This is a genomic window from Arthrobacter sp. E1SS-5 (assembly GCF_057073715.1).
Genome location: NZ_CP172703.1, coordinates 2642742 through 2665956, shown reverse-complemented (window position 1 = coordinate 2665956; position 23215 = coordinate 2642742). Strand labels below are relative to the sequence as shown.

The 23215-nt window shown below is 67.5% G+C and carries 24 protein-coding genes; 17 read left to right on the top strand and 7 right to left on the bottom strand.

Going from position 1 to position 23215, the window contains the following annotated elements; genetic code table 11:
- Positions 1-115: 115 nt before the first annotated feature.
- Positions 116-319, bottom strand: coding sequence for a cold-shock protein (locus ACIGJD_RS12380; protein WP_003804766.1), 204 nt, complete (start codon positions 317-319; stop codon positions 116-118).
- Between the two features lie 306 nt (positions 320-625).
- A complete protein-coding gene (nucS, locus tag ACIGJD_RS12375) occupies positions 626-1321 on the bottom strand; it encodes an endonuclease NucS (protein ID WP_483686439.1) in 696 nt (231 codons plus the stop codon).
- Positions 1322-1427: 106 nt separating this feature from the next.
- Here nucS and ACIGJD_RS12370 point away from each other — a divergent pair, with 106 nt between their 5' ends.
- Positions 1428-1781: an ATP/GTP-binding protein gene (locus ACIGJD_RS12370; RefSeq protein WP_483686438.1), complete on the top strand. Its 354-nt coding sequence runs from the start codon at positions 1428-1430 to the stop codon at positions 1779-1781.
- 67 nt (positions 1782-1848) lie between these two features.
- Positions 1849-2643, top strand: a complete 795-nt coding sequence (locus ACIGJD_RS12365) for an alpha/beta hydrolase (protein ID WP_483686437.1) — start codon at positions 1849-1851, stop codon at positions 2641-2643.
- 72 nt (positions 2644-2715) lie between these two features.
- On the opposite strand, the gene ACIGJD_RS12360 is transcribed toward ACIGJD_RS12365, so the two are convergent.
- Positions 2716-4035, bottom strand: coding sequence for an AI-2E family transporter (locus ACIGJD_RS12360; protein WP_483686436.1), 1320 nt, complete (start codon positions 4033-4035; stop codon positions 2716-2718).
- A 234-nt stretch (positions 4036-4269) separates the two neighbouring features.
- Here ACIGJD_RS12360 and ACIGJD_RS12355 point away from each other — a divergent pair, with 234 nt between their 5' ends.
- Genes ACIGJD_RS12355 through ACIGJD_RS12340 form a run of 4 tightly spaced genes read left to right on the top strand, consistent with a single transcriptional unit; the run spans position 4270 to position 8529 of the window.
- The gene (locus tag ACIGJD_RS12355) at positions 4270-6039 is read left to right on the top strand and encodes a DUF8094 domain-containing protein (protein ID WP_483689491.1); all 1770 of its coding nucleotides are present in this window, start codon (positions 4270-4272) and stop codon (positions 6037-6039) included.
- Between the two features lie 53 nt (positions 6040-6092).
- On the top strand, positions 6093-7085 hold the full coding sequence (locus tag ACIGJD_RS12350) for a co-chaperone YbbN (RefSeq protein WP_483686435.1): 993 nt from the start codon (positions 6093-6095) through the stop codon (positions 7083-7085).
- Positions 7085-8182, top strand: coding sequence for an NADH:flavin oxidoreductase/NADH oxidase (locus ACIGJD_RS12345; protein ID WP_483686434.1), 1098 nt, complete (start codon positions 7085-7087; stop codon positions 8180-8182). Before ACIGJD_RS12350 ends, ACIGJD_RS12345 begins: the two co-directional genes overlap by 1 nt.
- A 29-nt stretch (positions 8183-8211) precedes the next feature.
- The gene (locus ACIGJD_RS12340; RefSeq protein WP_483686433.1) at positions 8212-8529 is read left to right on the top strand and encodes a DUF3253 domain-containing protein; all 318 of its coding nucleotides are present in this window, start codon (positions 8212-8214) and stop codon (positions 8527-8529) included.
- Here ACIGJD_RS12340 and ACIGJD_RS12335 read toward each other — a convergent pair.
- On the bottom strand, positions 8505-10382 hold the full coding sequence (locus ACIGJD_RS12335) for a Na+/H+ antiporter (protein ID WP_483686432.1): 1878 nt from the start codon (positions 10380-10382) through the stop codon (positions 8505-8507). The genes ACIGJD_RS12340 and ACIGJD_RS12335 overlap by 25 nt on opposite strands.
- 51 nt (positions 10383-10433) lie before the next feature.
- On the opposite strand from ACIGJD_RS12335, the gene ACIGJD_RS12330 reads away from it, so the two are divergent.
- The 5 genes from ACIGJD_RS12330 (at position 10434) to ACIGJD_RS12310 (ending at position 15813) form a co-directional block, all read left to right on the top strand.
- Positions 10434-11228 (top strand): ABC transporter ATP-binding protein, encoded by a 795-nt coding sequence (locus ACIGJD_RS12330; RefSeq protein ID WP_483686431.1) that lies wholly within the window; start codon positions 10434-10436, stop codon positions 11226-11228.
- Entirely contained in the window at positions 11210-12781 is a 1572-nt protein-coding gene (locus ACIGJD_RS12325) for a transporter (protein ID WP_483686430.1), read from the top strand. Before ACIGJD_RS12330 ends, ACIGJD_RS12325 begins: the two co-directional genes overlap by 19 nt.
- Positions 12782-12802: 21 nt before the next feature.
- Entirely contained in the window at positions 12803-13582 is a 780-nt protein-coding gene (nagB, locus tag ACIGJD_RS12320) for a glucosamine-6-phosphate deaminase (RefSeq protein WP_483686429.1), read from the top strand.
- A 108-nt stretch (positions 13583-13690) separates the two neighbouring features.
- Complete coding sequence (locus ACIGJD_RS12315; RefSeq protein ID WP_142133448.1) at positions 13691-14029, top strand: DUF3039 domain-containing protein; 339 nt, start codon at positions 13691-13693, stop codon at positions 14027-14029.
- Positions 14029-15813 carry a DEAD/DEAH box helicase gene (locus ACIGJD_RS12310; protein ID WP_483686428.1) on the top strand — a complete coding sequence of 595 codons (1785 nt, stop codon included), beginning with the start codon at positions 14029-14031 and terminating at the stop codon, positions 15811-15813. Before ACIGJD_RS12315 ends, ACIGJD_RS12310 begins: the two co-directional genes overlap by 1 nt.
- A gap of 4 nt (positions 15814-15817) precedes the next feature.
- Here ACIGJD_RS12310 and ACIGJD_RS12305 read toward each other — a convergent pair whose 3' ends face one another.
- Together ACIGJD_RS12305 and ACIGJD_RS12300 are read right to left on the bottom strand one after the other, a co-directional pair.
- Complete coding sequence (locus tag ACIGJD_RS12305; RefSeq protein WP_286397745.1) at positions 15818-16465, bottom strand: isochorismatase family protein; 648 nt, start codon at positions 16463-16465, stop codon at positions 15818-15820.
- A 9-nt stretch (positions 16466-16474) separates the two neighbouring features.
- Complete coding sequence (locus tag ACIGJD_RS12300) at positions 16475-17803, bottom strand: nicotinate phosphoribosyltransferase (RefSeq protein ID WP_483686427.1); 1329 nt, start codon at positions 17801-17803, stop codon at positions 16475-16477.
- 155 nt (positions 17804-17958) lie between these two features.
- Here ACIGJD_RS12300 and clpS point away from each other — a divergent pair, with 155 nt between their 5' ends.
- From clpS to rdgB, 6 genes are all read left to right on the top strand, one after another.
- Positions 17959-18342, top strand: a complete 384-nt coding sequence (gene clpS, locus ACIGJD_RS12295) for an ATP-dependent Clp protease adapter ClpS (RefSeq protein ID WP_286397741.1) — start codon at positions 17959-17961, stop codon at positions 18340-18342.
- Entirely contained in the window at positions 18335-18901 is a 567-nt protein-coding gene (locus ACIGJD_RS12290) for a DUF2017 domain-containing protein (RefSeq protein WP_483686426.1), read from the top strand. Before clpS ends, ACIGJD_RS12290 begins: the two co-directional genes overlap by 8 nt.
- A 66-nt stretch (positions 18902-18967) precedes the next feature.
- Positions 18968-20035, top strand: coding sequence for a glutamate racemase (gene murI, locus ACIGJD_RS12285; RefSeq protein WP_483689490.1), 1068 nt, complete (start codon positions 18968-18970; stop codon positions 20033-20035).
- Positions 20032-20829 carry an MBL fold metallo-hydrolase gene (locus tag ACIGJD_RS12280; protein ID WP_483686425.1) on the top strand — a complete coding sequence of 266 codons (798 nt, stop codon included), beginning with the start codon at positions 20032-20034 and terminating at the stop codon, positions 20827-20829. Before murI ends, ACIGJD_RS12280 begins: the two co-directional genes overlap by 4 nt.
- A gap of 86 nt (positions 20830-20915) precedes the next feature.
- Positions 20916-21674, top strand: coding sequence for a ribonuclease PH (rph, locus tag ACIGJD_RS12275; protein WP_142133456.1), 759 nt, complete (start codon positions 20916-20918; stop codon positions 21672-21674).
- Positions 21671-22318 (top strand): RdgB/HAM1 family non-canonical purine NTP pyrophosphatase, encoded by a 648-nt coding sequence (rdgB, locus tag ACIGJD_RS12270; protein WP_483686424.1) that lies wholly within the window; start codon positions 21671-21673, stop codon positions 22316-22318. The genes rph and rdgB overlap by 4 nt, the downstream gene beginning before the upstream one ends.
- A gap of 72 nt (positions 22319-22390) precedes the next feature.
- On the opposite strand, the gene ACIGJD_RS12265 is transcribed toward rdgB, so the two are convergent.
- On the bottom strand, positions 22391-23185 hold the full coding sequence (locus ACIGJD_RS12265) for a DedA family protein (RefSeq protein WP_483689489.1): 795 nt from the start codon (positions 23183-23185) through the stop codon (positions 22391-22393).
- Positions 23186-23215 lie beyond the last annotated feature (30 nt).

The following is a 23215-nucleotide window of genomic DNA, read 5'->3' as shown; positions in this document are numbered from 1 at the left end:
CCGGCAGTAATGTGGCATTTACGCTGCCAAATTCTCGGAAATACAAAATGGTCCCCGGCAGAATTGCCGGGGACCATTTGTCGCTGACAGCCGCGGAAGCGGCCGGGCGGTTTACTTAGACGACAGTTACGCCGGTGGCCTGGGGGCCCTTGGCACCCTGGCCGATTTCGAACTGAACGCGCTGGTTCTCGTCGAGGGTCTTGAAGCCGCCGGTCTGGATTTCGGAGTAGTGAACGAAGACATCGCCATCGGAGTCGTCCGGGGTGATGAAGCCGAAGCCCTTTTCAGCGTTGAACCACTTGACGGTTCCCTGTGCCATTTATTTCTCCTCATTGTGGAACTTTTTAAGACCGGCACACCTCGTGCCGCCCTTGGTCACTCCGCGAGAAGAATCCTGGATTGCCACGCCCGGAAAGGGGCCCGACGCTGCAGGAGCTTCGCGCTCGCAACATGTCTTGCGAGCATGAAAAACACCTACACAAAGACTGAGATAAGAATTTCATGCCTGTTCCCGCAGGTCAACGGCCCGAACAGCAAAAAGGCGAAAATTTAGGTAAAAAACAGGTGACGAAGAGACCTGCTTCGAATGCTGCCATTTAGGTGCCTGAAGCAACAATGGAAACGGCTAGAAGAGCCGGGATTCGCTGTCGTCCACTCCGCGCATCGCGTCGTAGTCAAGCGTTACGCAGTCGATTCCGCGGTCGTTGGCCAGCACCTTTGCCTGCGGCTTGATCTGCTGGGCGGCAAAGATGCCGCGCACAGGTGCCAGCAAGGGATCGCGGTTGAGCAACTCGAGGTACCTCGTGAGCTGCTCCACGCCGTCAATGTCTCCCCGGCGTTTAAGCTCAATGGCCACCGTGGCGCCGTCGGCGTCCCGGGCCAGGATGTCCACGGGACCAATCGCCGTGAAGTACTCGCGCCTGATGAGGGAGTAGCCCTCGCCCAGGGTTTCAATCTGTTCGGCCAGCAGCCGCTGCAGGTCAGCCTCCACGCCGTCCTTGATCAGCCCCGGGTCCACGCCCAGGTCATGCGAGGACTCGCTGATCTTTTCGTGGATGTTGATGATCAGCCGGTCATCGGTCTTGGCGGACTGGACGGTCCACTGCTCCATTACGCCGAGCTCCAGGTCCACCTCGTCCGGGGACGAAACCCGGAGCGTGGCCGGAGGGCTCATCCAGTTCAGCGGCTTGTAGGAACCGCCGTCGGAATGGACCAGCACCGAGCCGTCCGCCTTCACCAGCAGGAGCCGGGTGGCGAGGGGGAGATGGGCTTTGAGCCGGCCAACGTAATCAACGGAGCAATGGGCTATCACAAGTCGCACGCCGTACAGACTATCGCGTGGGCCGGGGCCGGCAGTGTCCGACGGCGGGACGCACCTTGCGGGGCGCGATCCAGGGGCAGTGGCGCGGCTGGGGCAGAATGGATACATGCCGCGCTCCAACCGTCCCCGCCGTCCCGCTTCCGGCCGGGGTCCCGTTTCCGGCAGAGGCGCAGGGCGGAAAAGCAACGGCGACGTTCCCGAGCTGGACCTGGAACGTGCGCGGGCCGGAATCGCCCGCAGGGAGAGCGCCCCTGACGGTGAGTGGATGGTGCGCACCATGACCGCCAGGAACGCTGAGAAGACCTACATCTGCCCGGAGTGCTCCACAGCGGTGCTGCCGGGGGTTGCGCACCTGGTGGTCTGGAAGGACGACCACCTCTTCGGCGCCGCCGCCGGCCTGGCCGAGCGCCGGCACTGGCACACCAACTGCTGGCTGACGCGCAGCTACCGCTACCGCTGAGCGGGGTGCCCGTCGAAGGTACCGGCGGGGAACGCCGGATGCCCCCGCTGTCGCTAAGCTGGCAGGCATGACTTTTGATCCGGCGTCGTACCAGTTCACCCAGGCCCAGGGCCCCGTTCCCATCCGTGCCTCCACGGTCCTGCCCGCCCGGCGCGAGAACATCGAGCTGCAGACGGAGGACGGCCACACCCTGGTGGGGGAGCTGGCCCTGCCCGAATCCGGTCCGGTGAAGGCCACGCTGATCACGCTCCACCCGCTGCCCACGCACGGCGGCTTCATGGACTCCCACGTCTTCCGCAAGGCCTCCTACCGGCTGCCGGCGCTGGCCGGCATCGCGGTACTGCGCTTCAACACCCGGGGTACCGCTTCTCCCCGGGGCACCAGCAGCGGGGGCTTCGAGGAAGGAATCGGAGAACGCCATGACGTTGAGGCGGCCGTCCGTTTCGCCGTCGAACGGGGCCTGCCCAACCGCTGGCTCGTGGGATGGTCCTTCGGCACGGAACTGGCCCTGATGTACGGTGCCGTGGAGCCGGTAGCCGGCCAGATCGAAGGCGCGGTACTGCTGTCGCCACCACTGCACCGCGCCACGGACAAGCACCTGCAGCTGTGGGCGGAGTCCGGCAAGCCCCTCACCGTCCTGGTGCCGGAGCACGATGACTTCCTGCAGCCTGCGGAGGCCACCGCCCGGTTCAGTATGGTGCCGCAGGCCCGGGTGGTGGGCGTGGCCGGGGCCAAGCACCTGTGGGTGGGGGAGAAGTACGCTGCCCGGGTCCTGAACGACATTGTGGTGCAGGTCAGTCCCGGGCAAGGCGCGGAGTTGCCGCACGACTGGGACGGCCCGACGGCGACTGCCGGGGCCTAGCACGCACGCCCGGCTGGGCGGCGCTACAGGCCGCCGCCGGACAGCGGGGTCAGTGCTGGGTTTGCCGGACCCTTAGTGCTGGTCCTGCCGGACAATGTAGATCTCCCGGACCAGCAGCAGTACGGCGGCGGCGGTAGGGATCGCGATCAGGGCCCCCAGGACGCCCAGGAGGCTGCCTCCGGCGATGACCGAGATCACCGCCACGGCACCGGGCACGGCAACCGCCTTCTGCATGATGCGCGGTGAGATGAAGTACGCCTCGAACTGCAGGTAGGCGAAGTAGCAGATGGCGTAGATGGCGGCCACCTGCCAGCCTTCGGTCAGGGACACGAGGGTTACCACGATGCCTGCGATCATGCCGCCCACCAGGGGGATAAAGGCAAGCAGGACCACTACGAACGCCAGGAGCAGCGCGAAGGGGACGCCCACGATGGACATCACCACGAAGGCAAAGGTGGCGTTGAGCAGCGCCACGCAGGCCTGGCCGATCACGTAGTTTCCCACTGAACGGGTGATTTCCTCCGAGAGGGCGGCCACGCGCTTTCGCCGCGAGCGTGGTGCCAGGCGGTAGCCCCACTTCTTCATGGCCGGCAGCGCTGCCAGGAAGTACAGGCTCAGTACCAGGACAATGAGGGCGCCGAAGAGGCCATTGGCCACGGTGGATCCGAAGCCCAGCACGCCGCCGAAAATGCCGCCCATCGCGGCGGGGTCGTTGACGAACTTGTTGACCTCCTCGGTGATGCGGTCGCGCACGCCGAACTGGTCGTCAAGGCTGCGGAAGAAATCCGAGTCCATGAAGTTGTGCATCCAGTCCGGTGCCTGCCGCACGATCTCGGAGACCTGTTCCACGATGGTGGGAATGAGCGTGGCGAAGAATCCGACGACGGCGCCCATCAGGACCGCCACCGAGACCAGGATTCCCGCCGGCCGGGGAATTTTGCGGCTCTCCAGCCAGCCCACCACGGGCTCCAGGCCCAGGGCGATAAACAGTGCCGCCACGATCCACAGCAGCAGCTGCGTAGTGTGGGAGCCGATCCAGTAGACCAACAGCGCCAGGCCCACGCCGACAGTACCCATGAAGCCCATGTACAGCGGATGCTGCGGTGACATGCGCGGACCCGGGTGGCCGAACTGGGGCTCCTCATCGCCGCCGTGCTCCGTGTCCGGGGCCTGCCCGGTGTATTCCGGCGGCATCTCGAACCGGAGCCGGGGCTGCGCCCCGGGCAGGGGCTGCCGAAGGCGGCGGACCACCTGTCCAAGGGCTGCTGCGGCAGTACCCCTGCGGCGGGCTGTTGCCGCCATACCGAGGGGAGGTACCGGAGCGGGGACAGGGCCCTTGGGATCCCCGGGATTTGCGGCTGCCGCCGAGGACGGGTCCGTCTTGTCAGTCACTGGTTCTAGGGGCCTGTTCCGTGCGTGGCTCCGCCTTCGCGGGCCGGTGTGATGATCATCGCAAACACTATCAGCAGGCTTGCCACCACCTGCCGAAGGCGCAGCCCGGGGGCCCGCAGGGAAGGGTGTGGAAGATCCGGACAGGGGCCCCTGGTAACAAAAAGGTTACTATTGAAGGCAAACCCCCGCTGATGATAGGTGTTTCCCTTGCGTTTAAAGACTGCAGCCGCACTTGTGCTGCTCGGCCTCCTGACACTTTTGGCCGGCATCGGCCAGAGAACCATCTGGGCTCCATCCGAGACGTTCACCGCCTCCGCGCCGGCCGACGCCGCCGCCGCGCCGCTGACGGTCATTGACCAGAAGCTGCGCACCCTGCATGGCGGAACCGTCAAGATCAACATCCAGGGCGACGGAAACTTCATGCTGGCATCAGGCCGCCCCGACGACGTCGATGCCTGGGTTGGGAAGACGGCCCACAACACCATCACCGGGGTTTCCGAAGACGAAAAGTCACTCCAGGTTGACCACGCCGACGGCGATGCTGCGGCCCCGAACCCGGCCGGCTCCGACCTGTGGGTGACCAACGAGAACGCCAGCGGTGAGCTTGAGTACACGTGGACCCCGCCGGCTGACGGCGAGTGGACCCTCCTGCTCGCCTCCGATGGCACCAAGCCGGCGCCTGCCTCCGTGTCCATGACGTTCCCGAACGACACCTCCACCCCCTGGGCTGTGCCGCTGATGGTCCTGGGCAGCCTGCTGATCGTGGCGGGAATCGTCCTGGCGCTGCTGGCAGCCCGCCGGAAGAACGGCGAAGGCGACGGTCACGGCAGCGATGGCCACAACAGCGACGGCGGCAGCAGCAGCTATGCCCGCCGCGCCCGTGCACGCAATGCCAAGCCGGCCGGCGCCGGCTCACAGAACGAGGGCGTACTGAACCCAGGGACACCAAACGGCACCCAAAACCAGGCGCCGTCGTCGTCCTCGTCCTCCTCCAAGGCCACCATGGTGGCAGCCGCCGTTGCTGCCGCCGTACTGGCAGGTTCCGCCACCGCCGCCCAGGCGGCCAGCCCCAGCCCGCAGCCTTCCGGCAGTGCCTCGTCGCCTGCCAAGGAAGCAGCCACTGTGCCGGTCCTGCTCGACGCCCAGTTCCGCCGGATCCTGGAGCAGGTCTCCAGCGCCACCGATGCCGGGGACGCAGCCAAGGATGCGGCGAAACTTGCCGGCCGGGTAGGCGGACCCGAACTGGAGATCCGCACGCAGAATTACAAGATCCGCTCCCAGGTTGGCTCCTACGAGCCGCGGATGCCGGTGCGCTCCACCAAGCTGCTGACGTACGTGGTCACCAGCGACCGGAACTGGCCACGTTCGGTGCTGGCCGTGACCCAGGGTGAAGGCAACGTGGTTCCGCAGATCCTCACCCTGGTCCAGCAGTCGCCGCGCGAGAACTACAAGCTGACGGAAACCACGCCCCTCCAGCCGGGCACCACGTTCCCCAACATCAACCGCGGGGGCACCGAAACCCTTGCCGCCTCGGACAAGTCCGGCCTGCTCTACAGCGGCGAGGAAGCGATGTCCGGACTCGCCGATCGTCTTACATCGGCCGACTCGCCCTTCAAGGACAAGCTGGTCGAAGGCCAGTCCTCGCCGTACATCGCGGACACCCTGTCCTACCAGGCCGAGGTGGTGAAGTCAGGCGAAAACGGCAACTTCTCCTTCACCCACAAGGTGGTTCCGGAAAATACCGTCGTGTTCCGCACCGCTGACGGCGGGGCCCTGGTCCTGGGCCGCATCAACTTCGGCTTCGAAGGCACTCCCAAGGCGGCCGGTGACAAGCTCAGCATCGGTGACGACGCCGCAGCCCTGGCCGGCGGCAAGGAAACCACCACGGGCATGGTCCTGAACTTCGCCGAATCCATGGCGGTCTATGTGCCCCCGGCAGGTTCCACGGACCCGATGAAGCTTGTTGCCGCCACCCGCGGCCTGGTCGGCGCCAGCTTCAAGTAGGGCCTGGACCTATTACCACCGGCAGCGGCCGGAGAGTGGCTAGAGTGGGAAACATGAGTTCGCCAGCTTCCCGCCCAGTCCCTCCTGCCGCTGCCAACCTGCTTAACCTGCGCGGCGCCGTCGACCTTTCTTCGCTGAAGCGCCCAGCAGCTCCGTCCGGCCCGGCTCCTTCCGGGCCCGCGGCGGGAACGCCCCAGGGGGCGCAGCCCGGCGGCCCCGACGGAGGGCCGGAACTCAAAGTCAACGTCACCGAAGCGAACTTCCAGCAGCTGGTTGAGCTGTCCGCGCAGGTGCCGGTGGTGTTTGCACTGTGGGCCCCCTACTCGCCGGAGTCCAGCAGGATGCTGGACACCCTTGACCGGGTGGTGGCCTCCTACGGCGGACGCCTGGTCCTTGGGGCGGCTGACATTGAAGCCTTCCCGCAGCTTGCCCAGGCCTTCCAGGTGCAGGCTGTTCCCACTGCCGTTGCCGTCCTCAAGGGACAGCCGGTGCCGCTCTTCCAAGGCGCAGCGGACGAGCAGCAGGTGCGCAGCCTCTTCGACGAACTCCTCAAGGTTGCCGCGGCGAACGGGGTCACCGGAAGCCTGGATGCGGGCGCGTCCGGCGCCCAGGAGCCTGCCCCGCTGCCGCCGCTGCACCAGGCGGCGTTTGACGCCATTGAGGCCGGCGACTACGCCGCAGCCGCCGAAGCCTACCGCCAGGCATTGAAGGAAATGCCGTCGGACCATGATGCCAAGGCGGGTCTGGCGCAGGTGGAGCTGATGGAACGGCTGCAGTCGGTGTCCGCCCAGGACAGCGACGCGCTGCGTGCACTTGCCGCCAACGAACCGGACAACCTGGACGCGCAGCTTGGCGTGGCGGACCTGGACGTGGCCGGCGGGCACGTGGAGGACGCGCTGAACCGCGTGGTGGCCTTCATTGGCAGGAATTTTGGCCCCGAACGCGAGGCCGCCCGCGTGCGGCTCCTGGAACTGTTCGACGTGGTGGGCGCCGGTGACGAGCGCGTGGCAAAGGCGCGCCAGGCACTCGCGCGGGTGCTGTTCTAATGCCGGCCCTGTTCCAGCCGCTGACCCTGCGTTCCATGGAGCTGCAGCACCGGGGCTGGGTGTCGCCCATGTGCCAGTACAGCTGCGATCCCGACGACGCCCCGGGCGTTCCGCACGACTGGCACCTGGTGCACCTGGGCGGTTTTGCCGTGGGCGGCGCGGCGATGATCCTCACCGAGGCCGCCGCAGTGAACGCCGAGGGCCGGATCAGCCCCCGCGACGCAGGCCTCTACAACGACGAGCAGGCGGCGGCGTGGGAGCGGATCATTTCCTTCGTCCACCGGAACGGCGTGGCCGGCACCAAAATCGGGGTCCAGCTGGCCCACGCCGGCCGGAAAGCCTCCACGTACTGGCCTTTTTCCGGCAAGCACGGCAGCGTCCCGGTGTCCGAGGGAGGCTGGGAGACTGTGGGCCCGTCCACCACGTCCTTTGAGGGCTACGCGGCGCCTGCCGCCATGACCGTGGAGCAGATCCACGGCGTCATCGACGACTTTGCCGCCGCCGCTGTCCGTGCTGTGGATGCCGGTTTTGACACCATGGAGATCCACGGGGCGCACGGCTACCTCCTGCACCAGTTCCAGAGTCCGCTGATCAACCAGCGTGAGGACGAATGGGGCGGGGACGAGGCCGGACGGAACCGGCTGATGCTGGCCGTGGTTGATGCCGTCAGGGCGGTAATTCCTGATTCGATGCCGTTGCTGCTCCGGGTCTCGGCCACCGACTGGGCGCCGGGCGGCGTGGACCAGGCGGCGTCGGTCCGGCTGGCCCGGGACGCGGCTGCCCACGGTGTGGACCTGGTGGACGTCTCCAGCGGGGGAGCTGTTGCCCACCAGCAGATCAAGCCGGGGCTTGGCTACCAGACCGGTTTCTCGGCAGCCATCCGCGATGAGGCCGGCATCGCCACCGGCACGGTGGGCTTGGTGACCACTCCCGGCCAGGCGGAGCACGCCATTGCCACCGGACAGGCCGACGGGGTCTTCATCGCCCGGGCCGCGCTGCGCGATCCGCACTGGTGGCTCCGTGCCGCCTTCGAGCTGGGCCACGACCTTCCCTGGCCGCCCCAGTACGAGCGGGCTGTCCCGCGGCGCACCTTCTAAACCGTATCTTTTGACGCAGGGAGTCCGGCATGGCGCGCAGCGGCGGGAATGATCAGCGAAACCCGGTTGAAGGGCAGCTGGAAGCCAAGATCCTGGAACTCCTGGCGGCCAGGGCGGCAACCTCCACCATCTGCCCGTCCGATGCCGCCAGGGCCGTGGGAGGCGACGAATGGCGCCACCTCATGGAACCGGCACGGGAGGCCGCCCGGCGCCTGGTCGACGCCGGCCAGGTGCACATCACCCAGGGCGGAACCGTCGTCGATCCCGCCACGGCGAAGGGCCCGATCCGGATCCGCAAGGTACGCCCGCCGGCCACACCCGGTCAGCCCAGCAACTCGTCCACGTAGCACCAGCGCCAGTCTTCGCCGGGCTCCGCACTGCGCATGACGGGGTGGCCCGTTTCCTTGAAGTGGCGGCTGGCATGGCGGCCGGCTGAGGAGTCGCAGCAGCCAATGGTCCCGCAGGCCAGGCACATGCGCAGGTGCACCGGCGAGGTTCCCTCCCGTTCGCACCCGGCGCAGGCAGGGCTGTCGGGGACCGGTGCCGGCAGGGCAGCCGTAAGGTGGTCGCACACGCCGCCCGGCTGGGACAGCCCCTCGCCGCCGCCGCCCTCGGCGGCGGAATCGAGCTCATTGAAGGAAGCGTCCAGCATGGACTCCTCCACGTCCAGCCGCTCCAGGACTTCGCTGAGCACTTCATGGGCAAAGTCCCCGCCGCGCCTGAGCTCCAGCACCTTGTCCCGCTCAGCCTCCAGCATGGCCATCCGCAGCTGGGCGTAGCGCTGGCTGGGGGTTGCGGCCTCGGCCGCCGGCCTGCCCAGGCGCTCCCAGGCCGCCAGCCCGCGTTCCTGGGTCCGGCGCCGGAGCATGTCCATGACCTCCGGCGGGTCGCTCTCCCGCCGCAGCTGTTCCAGCCGCTCCATTCCTGCCGCCGTGGCCAGCTGCATCAGCGAGGCCTGGTTCAGGGCGTCCTCCCGCCGGTCCGGCCCCGGCACCCCCAGCGCCCGCACCAGGGCGGGCAGCGTGAATCCCTGCAGCACCAGCGTGCCGCCCACCACCACCATGGCCGCCAGGACCAGCACGTTGCGGTGCTCCAAATCATCGGGCAGGGTCAGGACGGCGGCCAGGGTGACCACGCCGCGCATGCCGGCCCACGACACGATGGCCGGGAACTGCCAGGGCGGTGCCGGGTCTGCCCGCTGCACGGAAGGGATCAGGCGGGGCAGGTAGGTGGCCGGGAAGACCCAGACGGGCCGCAGTACCAGCACGGCCAGAAGGATCACCGCGCAGCCAAGCCACACGCGCCCCGCGCCCAGGGAATCGTCCTGGACGCTTTCGACGATGGTCCGTACCTGCAGGCCGATGAGCAGGAACACTGAGTTCTCCAGGAGGAACTGGATGGTGTCCCAGTTGCTCCTGGCGCTTTGCCGCGCGGCGCCGTTGGGCATGGACGGTGCCTTGGTGCCCATCACCAGGCCGGTGACGACGACGGCGAGCACGCCGGACGCGTGGATGGCCTCGGCGGGCAGGTAGGAAACGAAAGGTGCCATCAGTGATGTGGAAGTGTTGATGGCCACGTTGTGGACACGTTTCCGGATTTCAGTGAGGACATACGCGACGGCGAGGCCCACCGCCAGGCCGCCGCCGGCGGCCACCACGAACCCGCCGGCGACGTCCAGGGCGGAGACCGAACCCGCGATGGCCGCTACCGCTGCCCGCAGGCACACCAGCGCCGTGGCGTCATTGACCAGCGATTCGCCTTCCAGGATGTTGACGATCCGGCGGGGCATTCCCACTTTGCGGGCAATGGCCGTGGCGGCTACCGCATCCGGAGGCGCCACCACGGCGCCCAGGGCGAAGGCGGCGGCCAACGGGATTTCCGGAAACAGCCACCACACCACCACCCCCACGCCCAGGGTTCCGAAGATGACGTACCCCACGGACAGGAGCCCTATGGAACGTCGGTTGGTCTTGAAGTCGAACAGCGACGTGCGGAACGCGGCCGCGTAAAGCAATGGCGGGAGCAGGCCAACCAACACCAGCTCCGGGTTCAGCTCAACCGGCGGAATGAGCGGCAGGAACGATCCCGCCACCCCGGCCAGCACCAGCAGCAGGGGAACGGGGATATTCAGTTTGCGGCCCAGGGCGCTGCCGGCACACACCACGGCAACGATCACCAGCAAACCCAACGCGATGTCCATTCCGTAAGTTTCGCACCCCCGCGGCGCTGGTCCGCCGACTAGGCTGGCACCATGACTGCTCCGACACCTGATCAGGCGCCGAATCCCGGGCCAACGGCGGCCCTTTCCCTCCGCGGGCTGGCGAAACGGTTCGGCAGGAAAATCGCGGTGGACGGCATCAGCCTGGAAGTCCCGGCGGGTTCGTTTTTCGGCATCGTGGGTCCCAACGGTGCAGGCAAGACCACCACGCTGTCCATGGCCACCGGCCTCCTGCGCCCCGACTTCGGAACTGCTGTGGTGCATGGCGTGGACGTCTGGCAGCACCCGCTGGAAGCCAAGCGGTTCATGGGCATCCTGCCCGACGGTGTCCGCTTGTTCGACCGGCTCAGCGGAGAGCAGCTGATCACGTATGCCGGGCTGTTGCGCGGCATGGACAAGGCGGTGGTGGCCGCCCGGGTGGGGGAGCTGCTGGCGGCCATGGACCTTACCCAGGACGCCGGCACGCTGGTGGTGGACTACTCCGCCGGCATGACCAAGAAAATCGCCCTGGCGTCCGCCCTGATCCACGCCCCGCGGCTCCTGGTGCTGGATGAGCCCTTCGAAGCCGTCGATCCGGTGTCGGCAGCGAACATCCGGTCCATCCTGGACCGGTACGTCGCCTCCGGTGGAACGGTCATCGTTTCCAGCCACGTCATGGACCTGGTGCAGCGCATGTGCGACCACGTCGCGGTGGTGGCCCGCGGCCGGCTCCTGGCGGCGGGAACGGTTGACGAAGTGCGCAACGGCATGTCCTTGGAGGACCGGTTTGTACAGTTGGTGGGCGGGCACAGCCACACGGAAGGGCTGGAATGGTTGCGCACCTTCTGAGGCTCAAGCTCACGCTGCTGCGCAACGGACTGCGCCGCAGCCCCTGGCAGCTGGTGGGCATGGCCATCGCGGGACTCTACGCGCTGGGAGTCGTGGCAACACTGGTCATCGCGCTCGTCCTGCTCCGGGGGGCCGGACCCGTGACCGCCCATACAGCGGTGGTCCTGGGCGGTTCCGCCGCAGTTCTGGGCTGGGGTGTGGTTCCGGTGGTGGCCTCGGCCACGGACATGACCTTGGACCCGGCCCGCTTCACCACCTTCGCCATACCCATGAAGCAGATGCTCGCCGGCCTGGCGCTCGGCGGGTTGATCGGCATTCCCGGCCTGGCCACCGCGCTGGTGGCCCTGTCCACGGTGGCCACCTGGTCCCGCGGAGTGCTGCCCGCGCTCGCAGCCCTGCTCGGCGCATGCCTTGGCGTCATGACCTGCGTGGTCCTCGCCAAGGCGGTCACCACGGCTACGGCAAGCCTTGCTGCCTCCCGGCGGTTCAAGGACATCAGCGCCATCGCGTTCATGGTGCCCCTGGTCCTGCTGGGCCCCATCGTCGCAGGCGTTGGGCGCGGCATCTCCGCCTCCACCGGGTTCCTCCCGGAGTTCGCCCGGAGCCTCTCCTGGACGCCGCTTGGCGCCCCGTGGGCCCTCGGCGGTGACATCGCGTCCGGGCGTCCCGCGGAGGCCGGGGTGAAGCTGCTGCTTTCGGTGGTTGTCCTGGGCGCCCTTGCCTGGTGCTGGAAGCTGCTGCTCGAGCGTGCGCTGGTCACCCCGCCCTACGCCGGTGCCGGGAAGCGCAGGGGCGGGAAGCTGGGGCTGTTCGGCGTGCTGCCTGCCACCCCCGCCGGTGCGGTGATGGCAAGGTCGCTCACTTACTGGCTCCGGGACCCGCGCTACTCCGGTTCCCTGGTGGTCATCCCGCTGCTGCCCGTGGTGCTGGCGTTCCAGGGAACGCAAACCGGAAGCTACGGCAGCCTGGCCTTCCTGGCCCCGCTGGCCGCGTTCATCCTGGCCTGGTCAATCTCCGCCGACGTCTCCTACGACAACACCGCCTTCGCGCTGCACCTGGCCACCGGCGTCCGCGGCGTGGCCGACAGGCTGGGCAGGGCATTGGCGTGCCTGACGTTCGCCCTGCCGGTGGTGCTGGTGTTCTCGCTGGGCTACGCGGCGTTCACCGGCAACTGGACGGCGTTGCCAGGACAGCTGGGGCTCAGCCTGGGAATCCTCTTCACCGGCCTGGGCCTGTCCTCGGTGGTGTCTGCCCGGTACACGGTCATCGTTCCATTGCCCGGGGACAGCCCGTTCAAGAAGCCTCCCGGCAACGTGGGGCAGACCATGGCCGTGCAATTCGTGGGAATGCTGGTCCTGATTGTCCTGGTCCTGCCCGAGGGCGCGCTGCTGGTGGCAAACGCAGTGACAGGGAACATCCTGTTCGGCTGGCTCACCCTGGCGGCGGGTGTCGTCCTGGGCCTGGTCCTCTTCCTGGCCGGTGTACGGCTGGGCGGCAAGTGGCTCGATGCGCGCGGACCCGAGCTTCTGGCACAAGTCACCGTCAACCGCTGACAGCTCAAGGAAAGGAACACCATGGAGATAGTGATCCTTGGCGGCAGCAGGCAGATTGGAAAGCTCGCTGCCGACGCCATTGAACAGCTCATCCGGCGCAAGCCCAACGCTGTCCTGGGCCTGGCCACGGGCTCCTCGCCGCTGCCCGTCTACGATGAGCTCGCCGTCCGGCACGAACAGGGCCTGGACTTCAGCGGGACCTCTGCTTTTGCACTGGACGAGTACGTGGGCCTGCCCGCCGGCCACCCCGAGTCCTACCGTGAGGTGGTCCGACGGGAGTTCACCAACAGGGTGAACATCGCGCCGGAGAACGTCCATGGCCCCGACGGAACCGCGGCAGACATCCCCGCTTCCTGCGAAGCCTATGAACAGGCCATCATTGCGGCCGGCGGCGTGGACCTGCAGCTGCTCGGCGTGGGCACCGACGGTCACATCGGCTTCAACGAACCAGGCTCTTCCTTCGCCTCCCGGACGCGGATCAAAAGCCTGATCGAACAGACACGCCGGGACAACGCCCGGTTCTTCGACAGCCTCGCGGAGGTGCCGCACCACGTCATCACCCAAGGCCTGGCCACCATCATGGCAGCGCGCCACGTGGTCCTCGTGGCCACGGGCGCGCAGAAGGCCCAGGCCGTACGCGATTTCGTGGAGGGTCCCGTCGCCGCCATCTGCCCCGCATCCATACTGCAGTTCCATCCGCACGCCACCGTCCTGCTGGACGAGGCCGCTGCCTCGGCCTTGAAGCTGGCGGATTTCTACCGCCATACCTACGAAAACAAGCCCACTTGGCAGGGGCTCTAGCAAGGCCTGCAGGTGCGCCGCCTCGGAGCAAAAAGCACGACGGCGGGCGGTGCCGGATCCCGGCGCGGGCGTACCGCCGTCGAACGCGCGGCCGGCGGAACGGCTAAGATGGATGGCATGACTAGCATGACGGACCCTCTCGAAAACGACCCCATGCGCGAGCTTTCCGGGGCTGGAACGTCCACGGCCACCATTGAGCGCGAGGAACTGCGCCAGGAAGTGGAACCGGGGGACCGGGAGCGCTTCGCACACTATGTGCGAAAGGAAAAGATCATGGAGTCCGCCATGACCGGGGAACCCGTCATTGCCCTGTGCGGCAAGGTCTGGACCCCGGGCCGGGATCCGAAGAAATTCCCCGTTTGCCCCGAGTGCAAGGAAGTCTATGACGGCCTCCGCCCGGGCAACGACGGCGGGAAGGGTCCGGGCGGCTCGGGCAACAACAAGTAGTGACGGAGACGCTCTTTGGCGGCCCCACCCTGCCTCCGGCCTACCCGGAACGTGCAGCCTGGGGAACCGCCCCGAAACTCCGTGCCTGGCAGCAGGAAGCCCTCGACCTCTACCTGAAGAACAGCCCCCGCGACTTCCTCGCGGTGGCAACCCCCGGTGCCGGTAAAACCACCTTTGCGCTCCGGATCGCCTCCACCCTGATCGATTCAGGTGCCGTGAACCGCGTGACCATCGTTGCGCCCACGGACCACCTGAAGCGCCAGTGGGCGGACGCGGCCGCGAAAGTGGGCATCGCCATCGACCCCAACTTCAAGAACTCCGACGGCCAGCACGGCCGTGGCTTCATCGGCGTTGCCGTTACGTATGCCCAGGTTGCCAGCAAGCCAATGCTGCACCGCGCCAAGACAGAGGCCGCGCGCACCCTGGTGATCCTCGACGAAATCCACCATGGCGGCGAAGCCCTCTCCTGGGGTGACGGCCTGCGCGAAGCGTTCGATCCCGCAGTGCGCCGGCTCTCCCTGACGGGTACGCCGTTCCGCTCGGACACCTCGCCCATCCCGTTCGTGGAGTACGCGGAGGACCGGGACGGCATCCGGCGCTCCAAGGCTGACTACACCTATGGCTACGGCAACGCGCTCCGGGACCACGTGGTGCGCCCCGTGATGTTCATGGCCTACTCCGGCCAGATGCGCTGGCGCACCAGTGCCGGCGAGGAGATGGCTGCGTCGCTTGGCGAGGCTGCGGTGACCAAGGACATCACGTCCCACGCCTGGCGTACCGCGCTGAACCCGGCGGGGGAGTGGATTCCCGCCGTCCTTGCCGGTGCCGACAGGAGGCTCAGCGAAGTCCGTCGGACCGTGCCAGACGCCGGTGGCCTTGTCATCGCCACCGACCACGAGGACGCCCGCGCCTACGCCGGCCAGCTCAAGAGGATCACGGGCGAATCACCCACCGTCATTCTCTCCGACGACGCCAAGGCCTCCAGCAAGATCGAGGAATTTTCGGCCGGAGACAAGCGCTGGATGGTGGCCGTCCGCATGGTGTCCGAAGGCGTTGACGTGCCCCGGCTCTCCGTCGGCGTCTACGCCACCTCCACGTCAACCCCGCTGTTCTTCGCCCAGGCCGTGGGACGCTTCGTGCGTGCCCGCAAAAGGGGCGAGACGGCGTCGGTCTTCCTGCCTTCCGTCCCGCAGTTGATGGCGCTGGCCAACTCCATGGAGATGGAGCGGGACCACGCGCTGGACCGGCCGGAAAAGGAGGATGGCGACGGCCTGTTCAACCCGGAAGACTCGCTGATGGACGAGGCCAACCGGGAGGAAAAGGCCTCGGACAGCCTGACCAAGGGCAAGTTCGAGGCGCTGGACTCCCAGGCCTCCTTTGACCGGGTGCTGTTCGACGGCGGCGAGTTCGGCACCGGCGGCGAAGTGGGGTCCGACGACGAAATGGACTTCCTGGGCATCCCCGGGCTCCTGGATGCCGAGCAGGTGGGTATGCTCCTGCGCCAACGCCAGCACGAGCAGTTGAACCGGCGGAACCGTAAGGCTCCTGCCGCGTCCGCTGAAAGTGCCGCACCCGCCGTGCCGGACCACCGCATGCTGATGGACCTGCGCAACGAGCTGGCCAAGAACGTGGCGGCGTGGTCCGCCCGGACCGGCACGCCCCACGGTGTGGTCCACACCAAGCTGCGGACCGTCTGCGGCGGCCCGCCCGTGGCGCAGGCCAACGAGGAACAGCTGAAGTCCCGGCTGCGCAAGCTCCAGGACTGGTTCGTGGGCCGCAAGTAGCGGCTCAGGCGATGTCGGCCCCGCCGAGTTCCAGCTCGGCCACGGTGTCTTCCAGGTCCTCGGCGATCCCGGCGGTCAGCGACCTCACCACCGTGACGCCGTACCCTGCCTGGACGGCATCCAGTGCCGTGGCCTTCACGCAGTAGTCGGTGGCGATGCCCACCACCACCAGGTCCTCCACGTCGTGGCTCTGCAGCCAGTCGTCGAGGCCGATGGCGTCGTCGCCCGGCTCCAGTGACTCGGCGTCCATTTCACCGCCGCCGCCAGGCAGCGCCCCGGCCTGGCGTTCGCCCGTGGGGACGGCGTCCTCGGGAGCCAGCAGGCCCTCGAACCCGGAGTAGGCGGCAGCGAACTGTCCTTTCCGGAAGTACGCGTCCACATATTCGGTGTCCAGGTCCGGGTGGAGCTCCGCTCCGCGGGTGCCTGCCACGCAGTGCCGCGGCCAGCTGTCCTTGTAGTCCGGCGTATCCGAGAAGTGGCTGCCGGGATCAATGTGCCAGTCCTGGGTGGCGATGACATAGTCGAACTCGCGGTGATGGGCGTCCAGGTACTCGCTGATGGCTCCAGCCACCGCCGCCCCGCCCGGAACGGCAAGCGAGCCGCCCTCGCAGAAATCGTTCTGGACATCCACGATGATCAAAGCGCGGGCCATCAGTGCTCCTTAGTTGTCTTCGTAGAGAGTGGGAATTGCGGCCTCGCCGCGCTGCAAGCGGTTGACCACGGGCGGCAGTTCGGCCATGGAGTCCGCATGGCGCTGCCGCGCGCGGAGCACGCCCTCGTGCCCGGTCCAACCCGGAAGCAGTTCGCCGTTCTTCATGAACTGCTGCAGCAGCGGGCGGTCGTTGCCGTCGTCCTCAGGCCGGTGGCCCACGCCCACCACCTCGGCGGTGGCCCTGCCGCGTTCGTCCAGCTTCCGCAGCGCGTACTTGCGCCCGCCCACGCTGGCCTTGTTCTTGGCAGCCTTTGCCACGGATACGAAGTTGCCGTCATCGTCCGTGCGGCTGACCAGTTTGTAGACCATGCTGGCGGTGGGGGCGCCGGAACCGGTCACCAGCGAGGTGCCCACCCCATAGGAGTCCACAGGGGCTGACTGCAGGGCCGCGATGGCGTACTCGTCCAGGTCGGAGGTGACCACGATCTTGGTGTGCTCGTTGCCCAGGTCGTCCAGCAGCCGGCGCACCCACTGTGCCTGGGCCACCAGGTCGCCCGAGTCCAGCCGGACGGCGCCCAGCCGGGGCCCTGCCAGGTCAACGGCCGTGCGGACGGCCTTTTCGACGTCATACGTGTCCACCAGGAGGGACGTGCCCTCGCCCAGCGAGGCAATCTGGGCCTCGAAGGCCTCCCGCTCCGTGTCGTGCAGGAGGGTGAAGGAGTGGGCGGCGGTGCCCACGGTCTTCACGCCGTAGCGGATGCCCGCCTCGAGGTTGGAGGTGCTGTCAAAGCCGGCGATGATGGCGGCCCGCGCCGATGCTGTGGCGGCTTCCTCATGGGTGCGCCGTGAGCCCATTTCGATGCAGGGCCGGCCGCCCGCCGCGCTCACCATCCGCGAAGCGGCGGAGGCGATGGCGGTGTCGTGGTTCAGCACCGAGAGCAGGTAGGTCTCCAGCATGCAGGCTTCCGCGAACGACGCCTCCACAATCAGGATGGGCGAGTTGGGGAAGTACGCGTCGCCTTCGGCGTAGCCCCAGATGTCCCCGGAGAATTTGTAGTTGGCCAGGTATTCCAGCGTCTCCTGGTTGACCACGCGTGTACGTTCCAGGAACTCCAGCTCGGCCTCCCCGAAGCGGAAGTCCGCAATGCCCTCCAGGAGTCGCCCGGTGCCGGCAACGATGCCGTAGCGCCGTCCGTCGGGCAGCCGCCGCGCGAACGCCTCGAACACCGACCTGCGGTGCGCGGCCCCCGAATGGAGGGCTGCCTGCAGCATGGTCAGCTCGTAGTGGTCGGTATAAAAGGACGTGCGGGGATGGTCCCAGCCGGCTGAGGTGCTCACGACAGTCACTCTAGTCCCCACCGGCTCCCGCGTCTCGCTTCGCTTCGCCGTGGGGCCCTCGCCGGCGTGGGCCCACCCACCGGCTCCCGCGTCTCGCTTCGCTTCGCCGTGGGGCCCTCGCCGGCGTGGGCCCATGCGCCCCATAGAATGGACAGATGACCATAAGCGTTGCGCCCGGCCCTGATACACAGGAGGGCATCCGGACCGGTACAGCAGAGTCCACCGACTCCCTGACCGCGCCGGACATCCCCTGGAACCTGGTGATCTGGAACGATCCCGTCAATCTCATGAGCTACGTCAGCTACGTGTTCCAAAGCTACTTTGGCTATTCGGAGACCAAGGCGAACAAGCTGATGATGGAGGTCCACAAGAAGGGCCGGTCCATCGTCGCCTCGGGCAGCAAGGAACAGGTGGAGCGCCACGCCGTGGCCATGCACGGGTTCGGGCTCTGGGCCACGGTGGAGAAGGCCAGCGGTGGCCCCGGCGGCAATTCAGGCAAGTCCGGCGGTCCGGGCCAGGGTAAGGGGAAGCGTGGCTAAGGCATTCAAATATGGACTCAAAGGCATCACCGGGTACCTGGAACCGGCCGAACGGGACCTGCTGCGCAGCCTGATTGACGATGTCATTTCCATGCTCCAGCCGGAGGACCGCGCCGGGCAGGACCCGCTGGCGGCGCTGATCGGGCTCGACATGGACGTGGCCGAGCCAACGGACCGTGCCGTTAAGCGGCTGCTGCCCAACGTGGTAAAGGACGACGGCGGCGCCTCCCTTGAGTTCCGCCAGCTCACCGAGCGTTCACTGCGGGAAACAAAGATCGGTGCGCTGCGTGCGGCGGCGCTGGACCTGGACAAGGACGAGATCGTGCTCACGCCCGAGGGCGCAAAGCATTGGTCGATGGCGCTGAACGATGTGCGCCTTGTGCTGGCAGAGCGGTTGGACATCAGGGACGAAGCCGACGCCGAGCATGTCCACCGCATGCAGGACTGGTCCCAGGCCGAGGATGTGGAGAGCTACCTGGCGCTGGTGTACAACTTCACCACCTGGCTGCAGGAGTCCCTGGTCCAGGCCATGCTGCAGTCCCTGGAATCCCGCCGGTGAGTCACGGCGGCCAGGGGGAGGCCGTCCGCTGTGACACAGCAGACACGAGTCGCCGGACACAAGATGATGACTGACGCTTCCGGGACCACCTATCCTCGAATAACCATGACAACAGCCTCGAGCGCGGAACCACCGGCGGAAACATCGCCCGCGGCCGCCGCAAGTGACCTGCCGGCCGCCGCCCCTGAAGCCCGGCCCATCGGCGTCTTCGATTCCGGCGTTGGCGGCCTCACCGTGGCCCGCTCCATCATCGACCAGCTTCCCAATGAGTCGATCCTCTATGTGGGGGACACCGCCCACGGCCCGTACGGGCCGCTGCCCATCGCGGAGGTGCGGGCCAACGCCCTGGGCGTGATGGACGAACTGGTGGACTCCGGCGTCAAGCTGCTCACCATCGCCTGCAACTCGGCGTCGGCCGCTGTCCTGCGGGACGCCCGTGAGCGGTACACCGCCAGGTACGGCATCCCGGTGATCGAGGTCATCCAGCCCGCGGTGCGGCGCGCCGTTGCCGCCACCCGCAGCGGGAAGGTCGGCGTGATCGGAACCTCGGCAACCATTGGTTCGCGCGCCTATGACGACACCTTTGCCGCCGCGCCGGACCTAGAGATCACCTCCGCCGCCTGTCCCGAGTTCGTCAGCTACGTGGAGGCCGGCATCACCACCGGTCCCGGACTTCTGGCCGTCGCGGAGGAATACCTGGCCCCGCTCAAGTCTGCCGGCGTCGACACCGTGGTGCTGGGCTGCACGCACTACCCCCTGCTGACAGGCGTGATCTCCTACGTCATGGGCGCCGACGTCACCCTGGTCTCCAGCGCCGAGGAGACCGCCAAGGATGTCTACCGTGCCCTCGCCACCCACAACCTGCAGCGCACCTCGGAGGCCCCTCCCGAGCACCACTTTGTAGCCACCGGCGACGCGGGGCAGTTCGAGGCGCTCGCCCGGCGGTTCCTGGGCCCGGAGGTCCTGTCCGTCCGGCACGTGGACCACGTAGCCGCGCAGTACCCCACGGGGAGCCTGGCCCGCATCACCCCGGAGATGATCGCCGCGGCACAGAGCGCGCGGAACCGGCCCAGGATCTCCAACTTCGTGGGCGGGTTTGCCGACGCCTGCCGCACCGGAGGTCCCGGCCAGTGAAGCTGACCATTGTGGGTTGCACGGGCTCGTTCCCCGGGCCCGGCTCGCCGGCGTCGTGCTACCTCCTGACCGCCACCGACGGCGAGCGGACCTGGAAGGTGGTGATGGACCTCGGCAGCGGCGCCCTGGGGGCCATCCAGCGCTACACGGACCTGGAGGACATCGACGCGATCTTCCTCACCCACCTGCACCCGGACCACTGTATGGACCTGTGCGGCCTGCACGTGGCCATTCGCTGGAAGCCCGGAGGCTGGGGCCGCGGCCGGATTCCCGTTTGGGGCCCCGCCGCCACGGCGGACCGGATGGCCACCGCCTACGGGCTGGACCTGGACCCGGGCATGCATGAAGAGTTCGACTTCACCAACTGGACCGAACGCAAGCCGGTGACCGTGGGCCCCTTCACCGTCACCCCGTTCACGGTCAACCATCCCATCGAGGAGGCCTACGCCCTCCGGGTGGAAGTGGTTGAACCGGGTAAGGACGGCACCCCGGTGTCCCGCGTCCTGACCTATTCCGGTGATACCGATTCCTGTTCCGGCCTCGAGGAAGCTGCCAAGGACGCGGACCTGTTCCTGTGCGAGGCAGCTTTCGAAGAGGGCCGGGACGACGGCATCAATGACGTCCACCTCACGGGCAAGCGGGCCGGGGAAGCGGCGGCAGCTGCCGGTGCGCGGCGGCTCCTGCTGACCCACATCCCGGTGTGGACCTCCCAGACCACCGTCATGGCCGAAGCCCGCCCGGTGTTCCCGGGCGACGTTGCCGTTGCGGTGGCGGGCGTGCACTACACCATCTAGCCGGCTTGTGTTTGCCGTGCGGCGGTGTCCTCGCCGGCGCCCGCTGCACCGCCACCGGCCGCAGCGGCACTCGATAAGCTAAAGGCATGACATCTGAAGCAACTGCAGTGCCCATTGTGCGCGCCGACGGCCGTGCCCCCGACCAGCTCCGGCCCATCAGCATCACCCGCGGATGGTCCAACCAGGCTGAAGGATCCGCACTGATCGAGTTCGGCAACACCAGGGTGCTGTGCACGGCCTCGCTGACCGCGGGTGTTCCGCGCTGGCTCAAAGGCGAGGGCCGCGGCTGGGTCACGGCGGAGTACGCCATGCTGCCCCGCGCCACCAACACCCGTTCGGACCGTGAGTCCGTCAAGGGCAAGATCGGCGGCCGCACCCACGAGATTTCGCGGCTGATCGGACGCTCGCTGCGCTCCATCATCGACACCAAGGCCCTCGGCGAGAACACCATTGTTCTGGACTGCGACGTCCTCCAGGCCGACGGCGGCACCCGCACCGCAGCCATCACCGGCGCCTATGTTGCCCTGGCCGATTCCATCCGCTTTGCCCGCGACAACAAGCTGATCGCCCGGAATGCGCAGCCGCTGATTGATACCATCGCAGCGGTGTCCGTGGGAATCATCGACGGGGTCCCCATGCTGGACCTGCCGTACGTGGAGGACGTCCGGGCCGAAACCGACATGAACGTGGTGGTCACGGGCTCGGGCAAGTTCGTGGAGGTGCAGGGCACCGCGGAGGGCGCCCCGTTCGACCGGGATGAGCTGAACCAGCTGCTGGACCTTGCGCTGCTCGGTACGGCCCAGCTGGCCGCGATCCAGCGCGAGACGCTGGCGGACACCCTGTGAGCGGCGCGGCGCCCCGGCTGGTGCTCGCCACGCACAACAAAGGCAAACTCCGGGAGCTCCGCGAACTGTTGCGCGGGCAGGTGCCCGGACTCGACGTCGACACCCAGGTGGTGGACGCCGCTGCGGCTGGTGCGCCGGACGTCGTCGAAACCGGCGTGACGTTTGCCGAGAACTCGCTGCTGAAGGCGCGGGCAGTGGCCGGCGCCACCGGCCTGGTGGCCATTGCAGACGACTCCGGACTGGCCGTGGACGTCATGGGCGGGGCTCCTGGTATCTTCTCCGCCCGCTGGGCCGGGCGGCACGGTGACGATACCGCCAATTTGGAACTCCTGCTGAACCAACTGTCCGATGTCCCGGATGAGCACCGCGGGGCCGCGTTCGTGTGCGCTGCCGCCCTGGCCCTGCCGGCGGATGGCGAGGGGCCCGGCCGGGAAGTGGTGGAGTACGGCCAGCTTGAGGGGATCCTCCTGCGCGAACCTCGGGGAGCCGGCGGGTTTGGCTACGACCCGGTGCTTCAGCCCGCCGGCGAGGACCGCAGCTGCGCCGAACTGTCTGCCGAGGAAAAGAACGCCATCAGCCACCGCGGAAAGGCGTTCCGGGCGCTGCTGCCCGCGATTATTGCAGCCCTGGAAGAGGCGGGCTAGGAGATATCAAAAAAGGTGCGCACCCCGCGTGGGGTGCGCACCTTTTTGCTGCCGCTGGAGGGTACGGCGCTGCTACTCCGGCCGGCTGCCGTGGATGTTGCGGGGCGTCTTCTGGTCCTCTTCCGGCCCGTGCTCCTCGATGAACTCATCCACGGCGTCGGTGCCGTAGGCCTGGGCCTGGCGCTTGGCCGACAGGCCGCGCAGGACCTCGATCCCGATGGGAATCACCGAGACCAGCACGATGGCAATGAAGATGATGTCCAGGTTGTCGCGGACCCACGGCACCTTGTCACCCAGCAGGTAGCCGAGCAGCGTGACGCCGCCGCCCCAGAGCACGGCGCCGATGACGTTGTAGAGGAAGAACTTCCGCTTGCTCATCTGTGCAACGCCCACAATGACGGGAACGAAGGTGCGGATGATGGGCACGAAGCGGGCCAGGATCAGGGCTTTGCCGCCGTGCTTTTCAAAGAATGCGTGGGCGTTCTCCACGTTTTCCCGCTTGAACAGCTTGGAGTTGGGCTTGTTGAAGATGGCGGGCCCCGCCTTGGACCCGATGAGGTACCCGGTCTGGTTGCCGATGATCGCCGAGACCACGATCAGCAGGGCCAGCAGCCAGATGTTGAATTTGATGGTGCCCGTGGCCACCAGCAGGCCGGCGGTGAACAGCATGGAGTCGCCGGGCAGGAAGAATCCCACCAGCAGGCCTGTCTCAGCGAAGATGATTCCGCACACCAGCAGCACCACCCAGGGGGCGAGCGCCGGATCGGCCAGGAAGACCTGGGGGTTCAGCCAATCGGGCAGGAAGGAAGCCATTCTCGGCTGGACCGGTCCCGCGCCTGCCAGCATGGACACAGCGAGGTCATTCATCACAGGAAAGTTCACCCCTCAAGGGTACTT

What these genes read in the sequence shown, in the direction of transcription:
- ACIGJD_RS12315 (WP_142133448.1), top strand. Translation starts at nt 13,691, where the DNA reads ATGGATGGCATGACTAGCATGACGGACCCTCTCGAAAACGACCCCATG.
- ACIGJD_RS12350 (WP_483686435.1), top strand. Translation starts at nt 6,093, where the DNA reads ATGAGTTCGCCAGCTTCCCGCCCAGTCCCTCCTGCCGCTGCCAACCTG.
- ACIGJD_RS12365 (WP_483686437.1), top strand. Translation starts at nt 1,849, where the DNA reads ATGACTTTTGATCCGGCGTCGTACCAGTTCACCCAGGCCCAGGGCCCC.
- ACIGJD_RS12330 (WP_483686431.1), top strand. Translation starts at nt 10,434, where the DNA reads ATGACTGCTCCGACACCTGATCAGGCGCCGAATCCCGGGCCAACGGCG.
- ACIGJD_RS12340 (WP_483686433.1), top strand. Translation starts at nt 8,212, where the DNA reads ATGGCGCGCAGCGGCGGGAATGATCAGCGAAACCCGGTTGAAGGGCAG.
- ACIGJD_RS12380 (WP_003804766.1), bottom strand. Translation starts at nt 319, where the DNA reads ATGGCACAGGGAACCGTCAAGTGGTTCAACGCTGAAAAGGGCTTCGGC.
- murI (WP_483689490.1), top strand. Translation starts at nt 18,968, where the DNA reads ATGACTGACGCTTCCGGGACCACCTATCCTCGAATAACCATGACAACA.
- ACIGJD_RS12325 (WP_483686430.1), top strand. Translation starts at nt 11,210, where the DNA reads ATGGTTGCGCACCTTCTGAGGCTCAAGCTCACGCTGCTGCGCAACGGA.
- ACIGJD_RS12265 (WP_483689489.1), bottom strand. Translation starts at nt 23,185, where the DNA reads ATGAATGACCTCGCTGTGTCCATGCTGGCAGGCGCGGGACCGGTCCAG.
- ACIGJD_RS12345 (WP_483686434.1), top strand. Translation starts at nt 7,085, where the DNA reads ATGCCGGCCCTGTTCCAGCCGCTGACCCTGCGTTCCATGGAGCTGCAG.
- rph (WP_142133456.1), top strand. Translation starts at nt 20,916, where the DNA reads ATGACATCTGAAGCAACTGCAGTGCCCATTGTGCGCGCCGACGGCCGT.
- nagB (WP_483686429.1), top strand. Translation starts at nt 12,803, where the DNA reads ATGGAGATAGTGATCCTTGGCGGCAGCAGGCAGATTGGAAAGCTCGCT.
- ACIGJD_RS12370 (WP_483686438.1), top strand. Translation starts at nt 1,428, where the DNA reads ATGCCGCGCTCCAACCGTCCCCGCCGTCCCGCTTCCGGCCGGGGTCCC.
- clpS (WP_286397741.1), top strand. Translation starts at nt 17,959, where the DNA reads ATGACCATAAGCGTTGCGCCCGGCCCTGATACACAGGAGGGCATCCGG.
- ACIGJD_RS12335 (WP_483686432.1), bottom strand. Translation starts at nt 10,382, where the DNA reads ATGGACATCGCGTTGGGTTTGCTGGTGATCGTTGCCGTGGTGTGTGCC.
- ACIGJD_RS12305 (WP_286397745.1), bottom strand. Translation starts at nt 16,465, where the DNA reads ATGGCCCGCGCTTTGATCATCGTGGATGTCCAGAACGATTTCTGCGAG.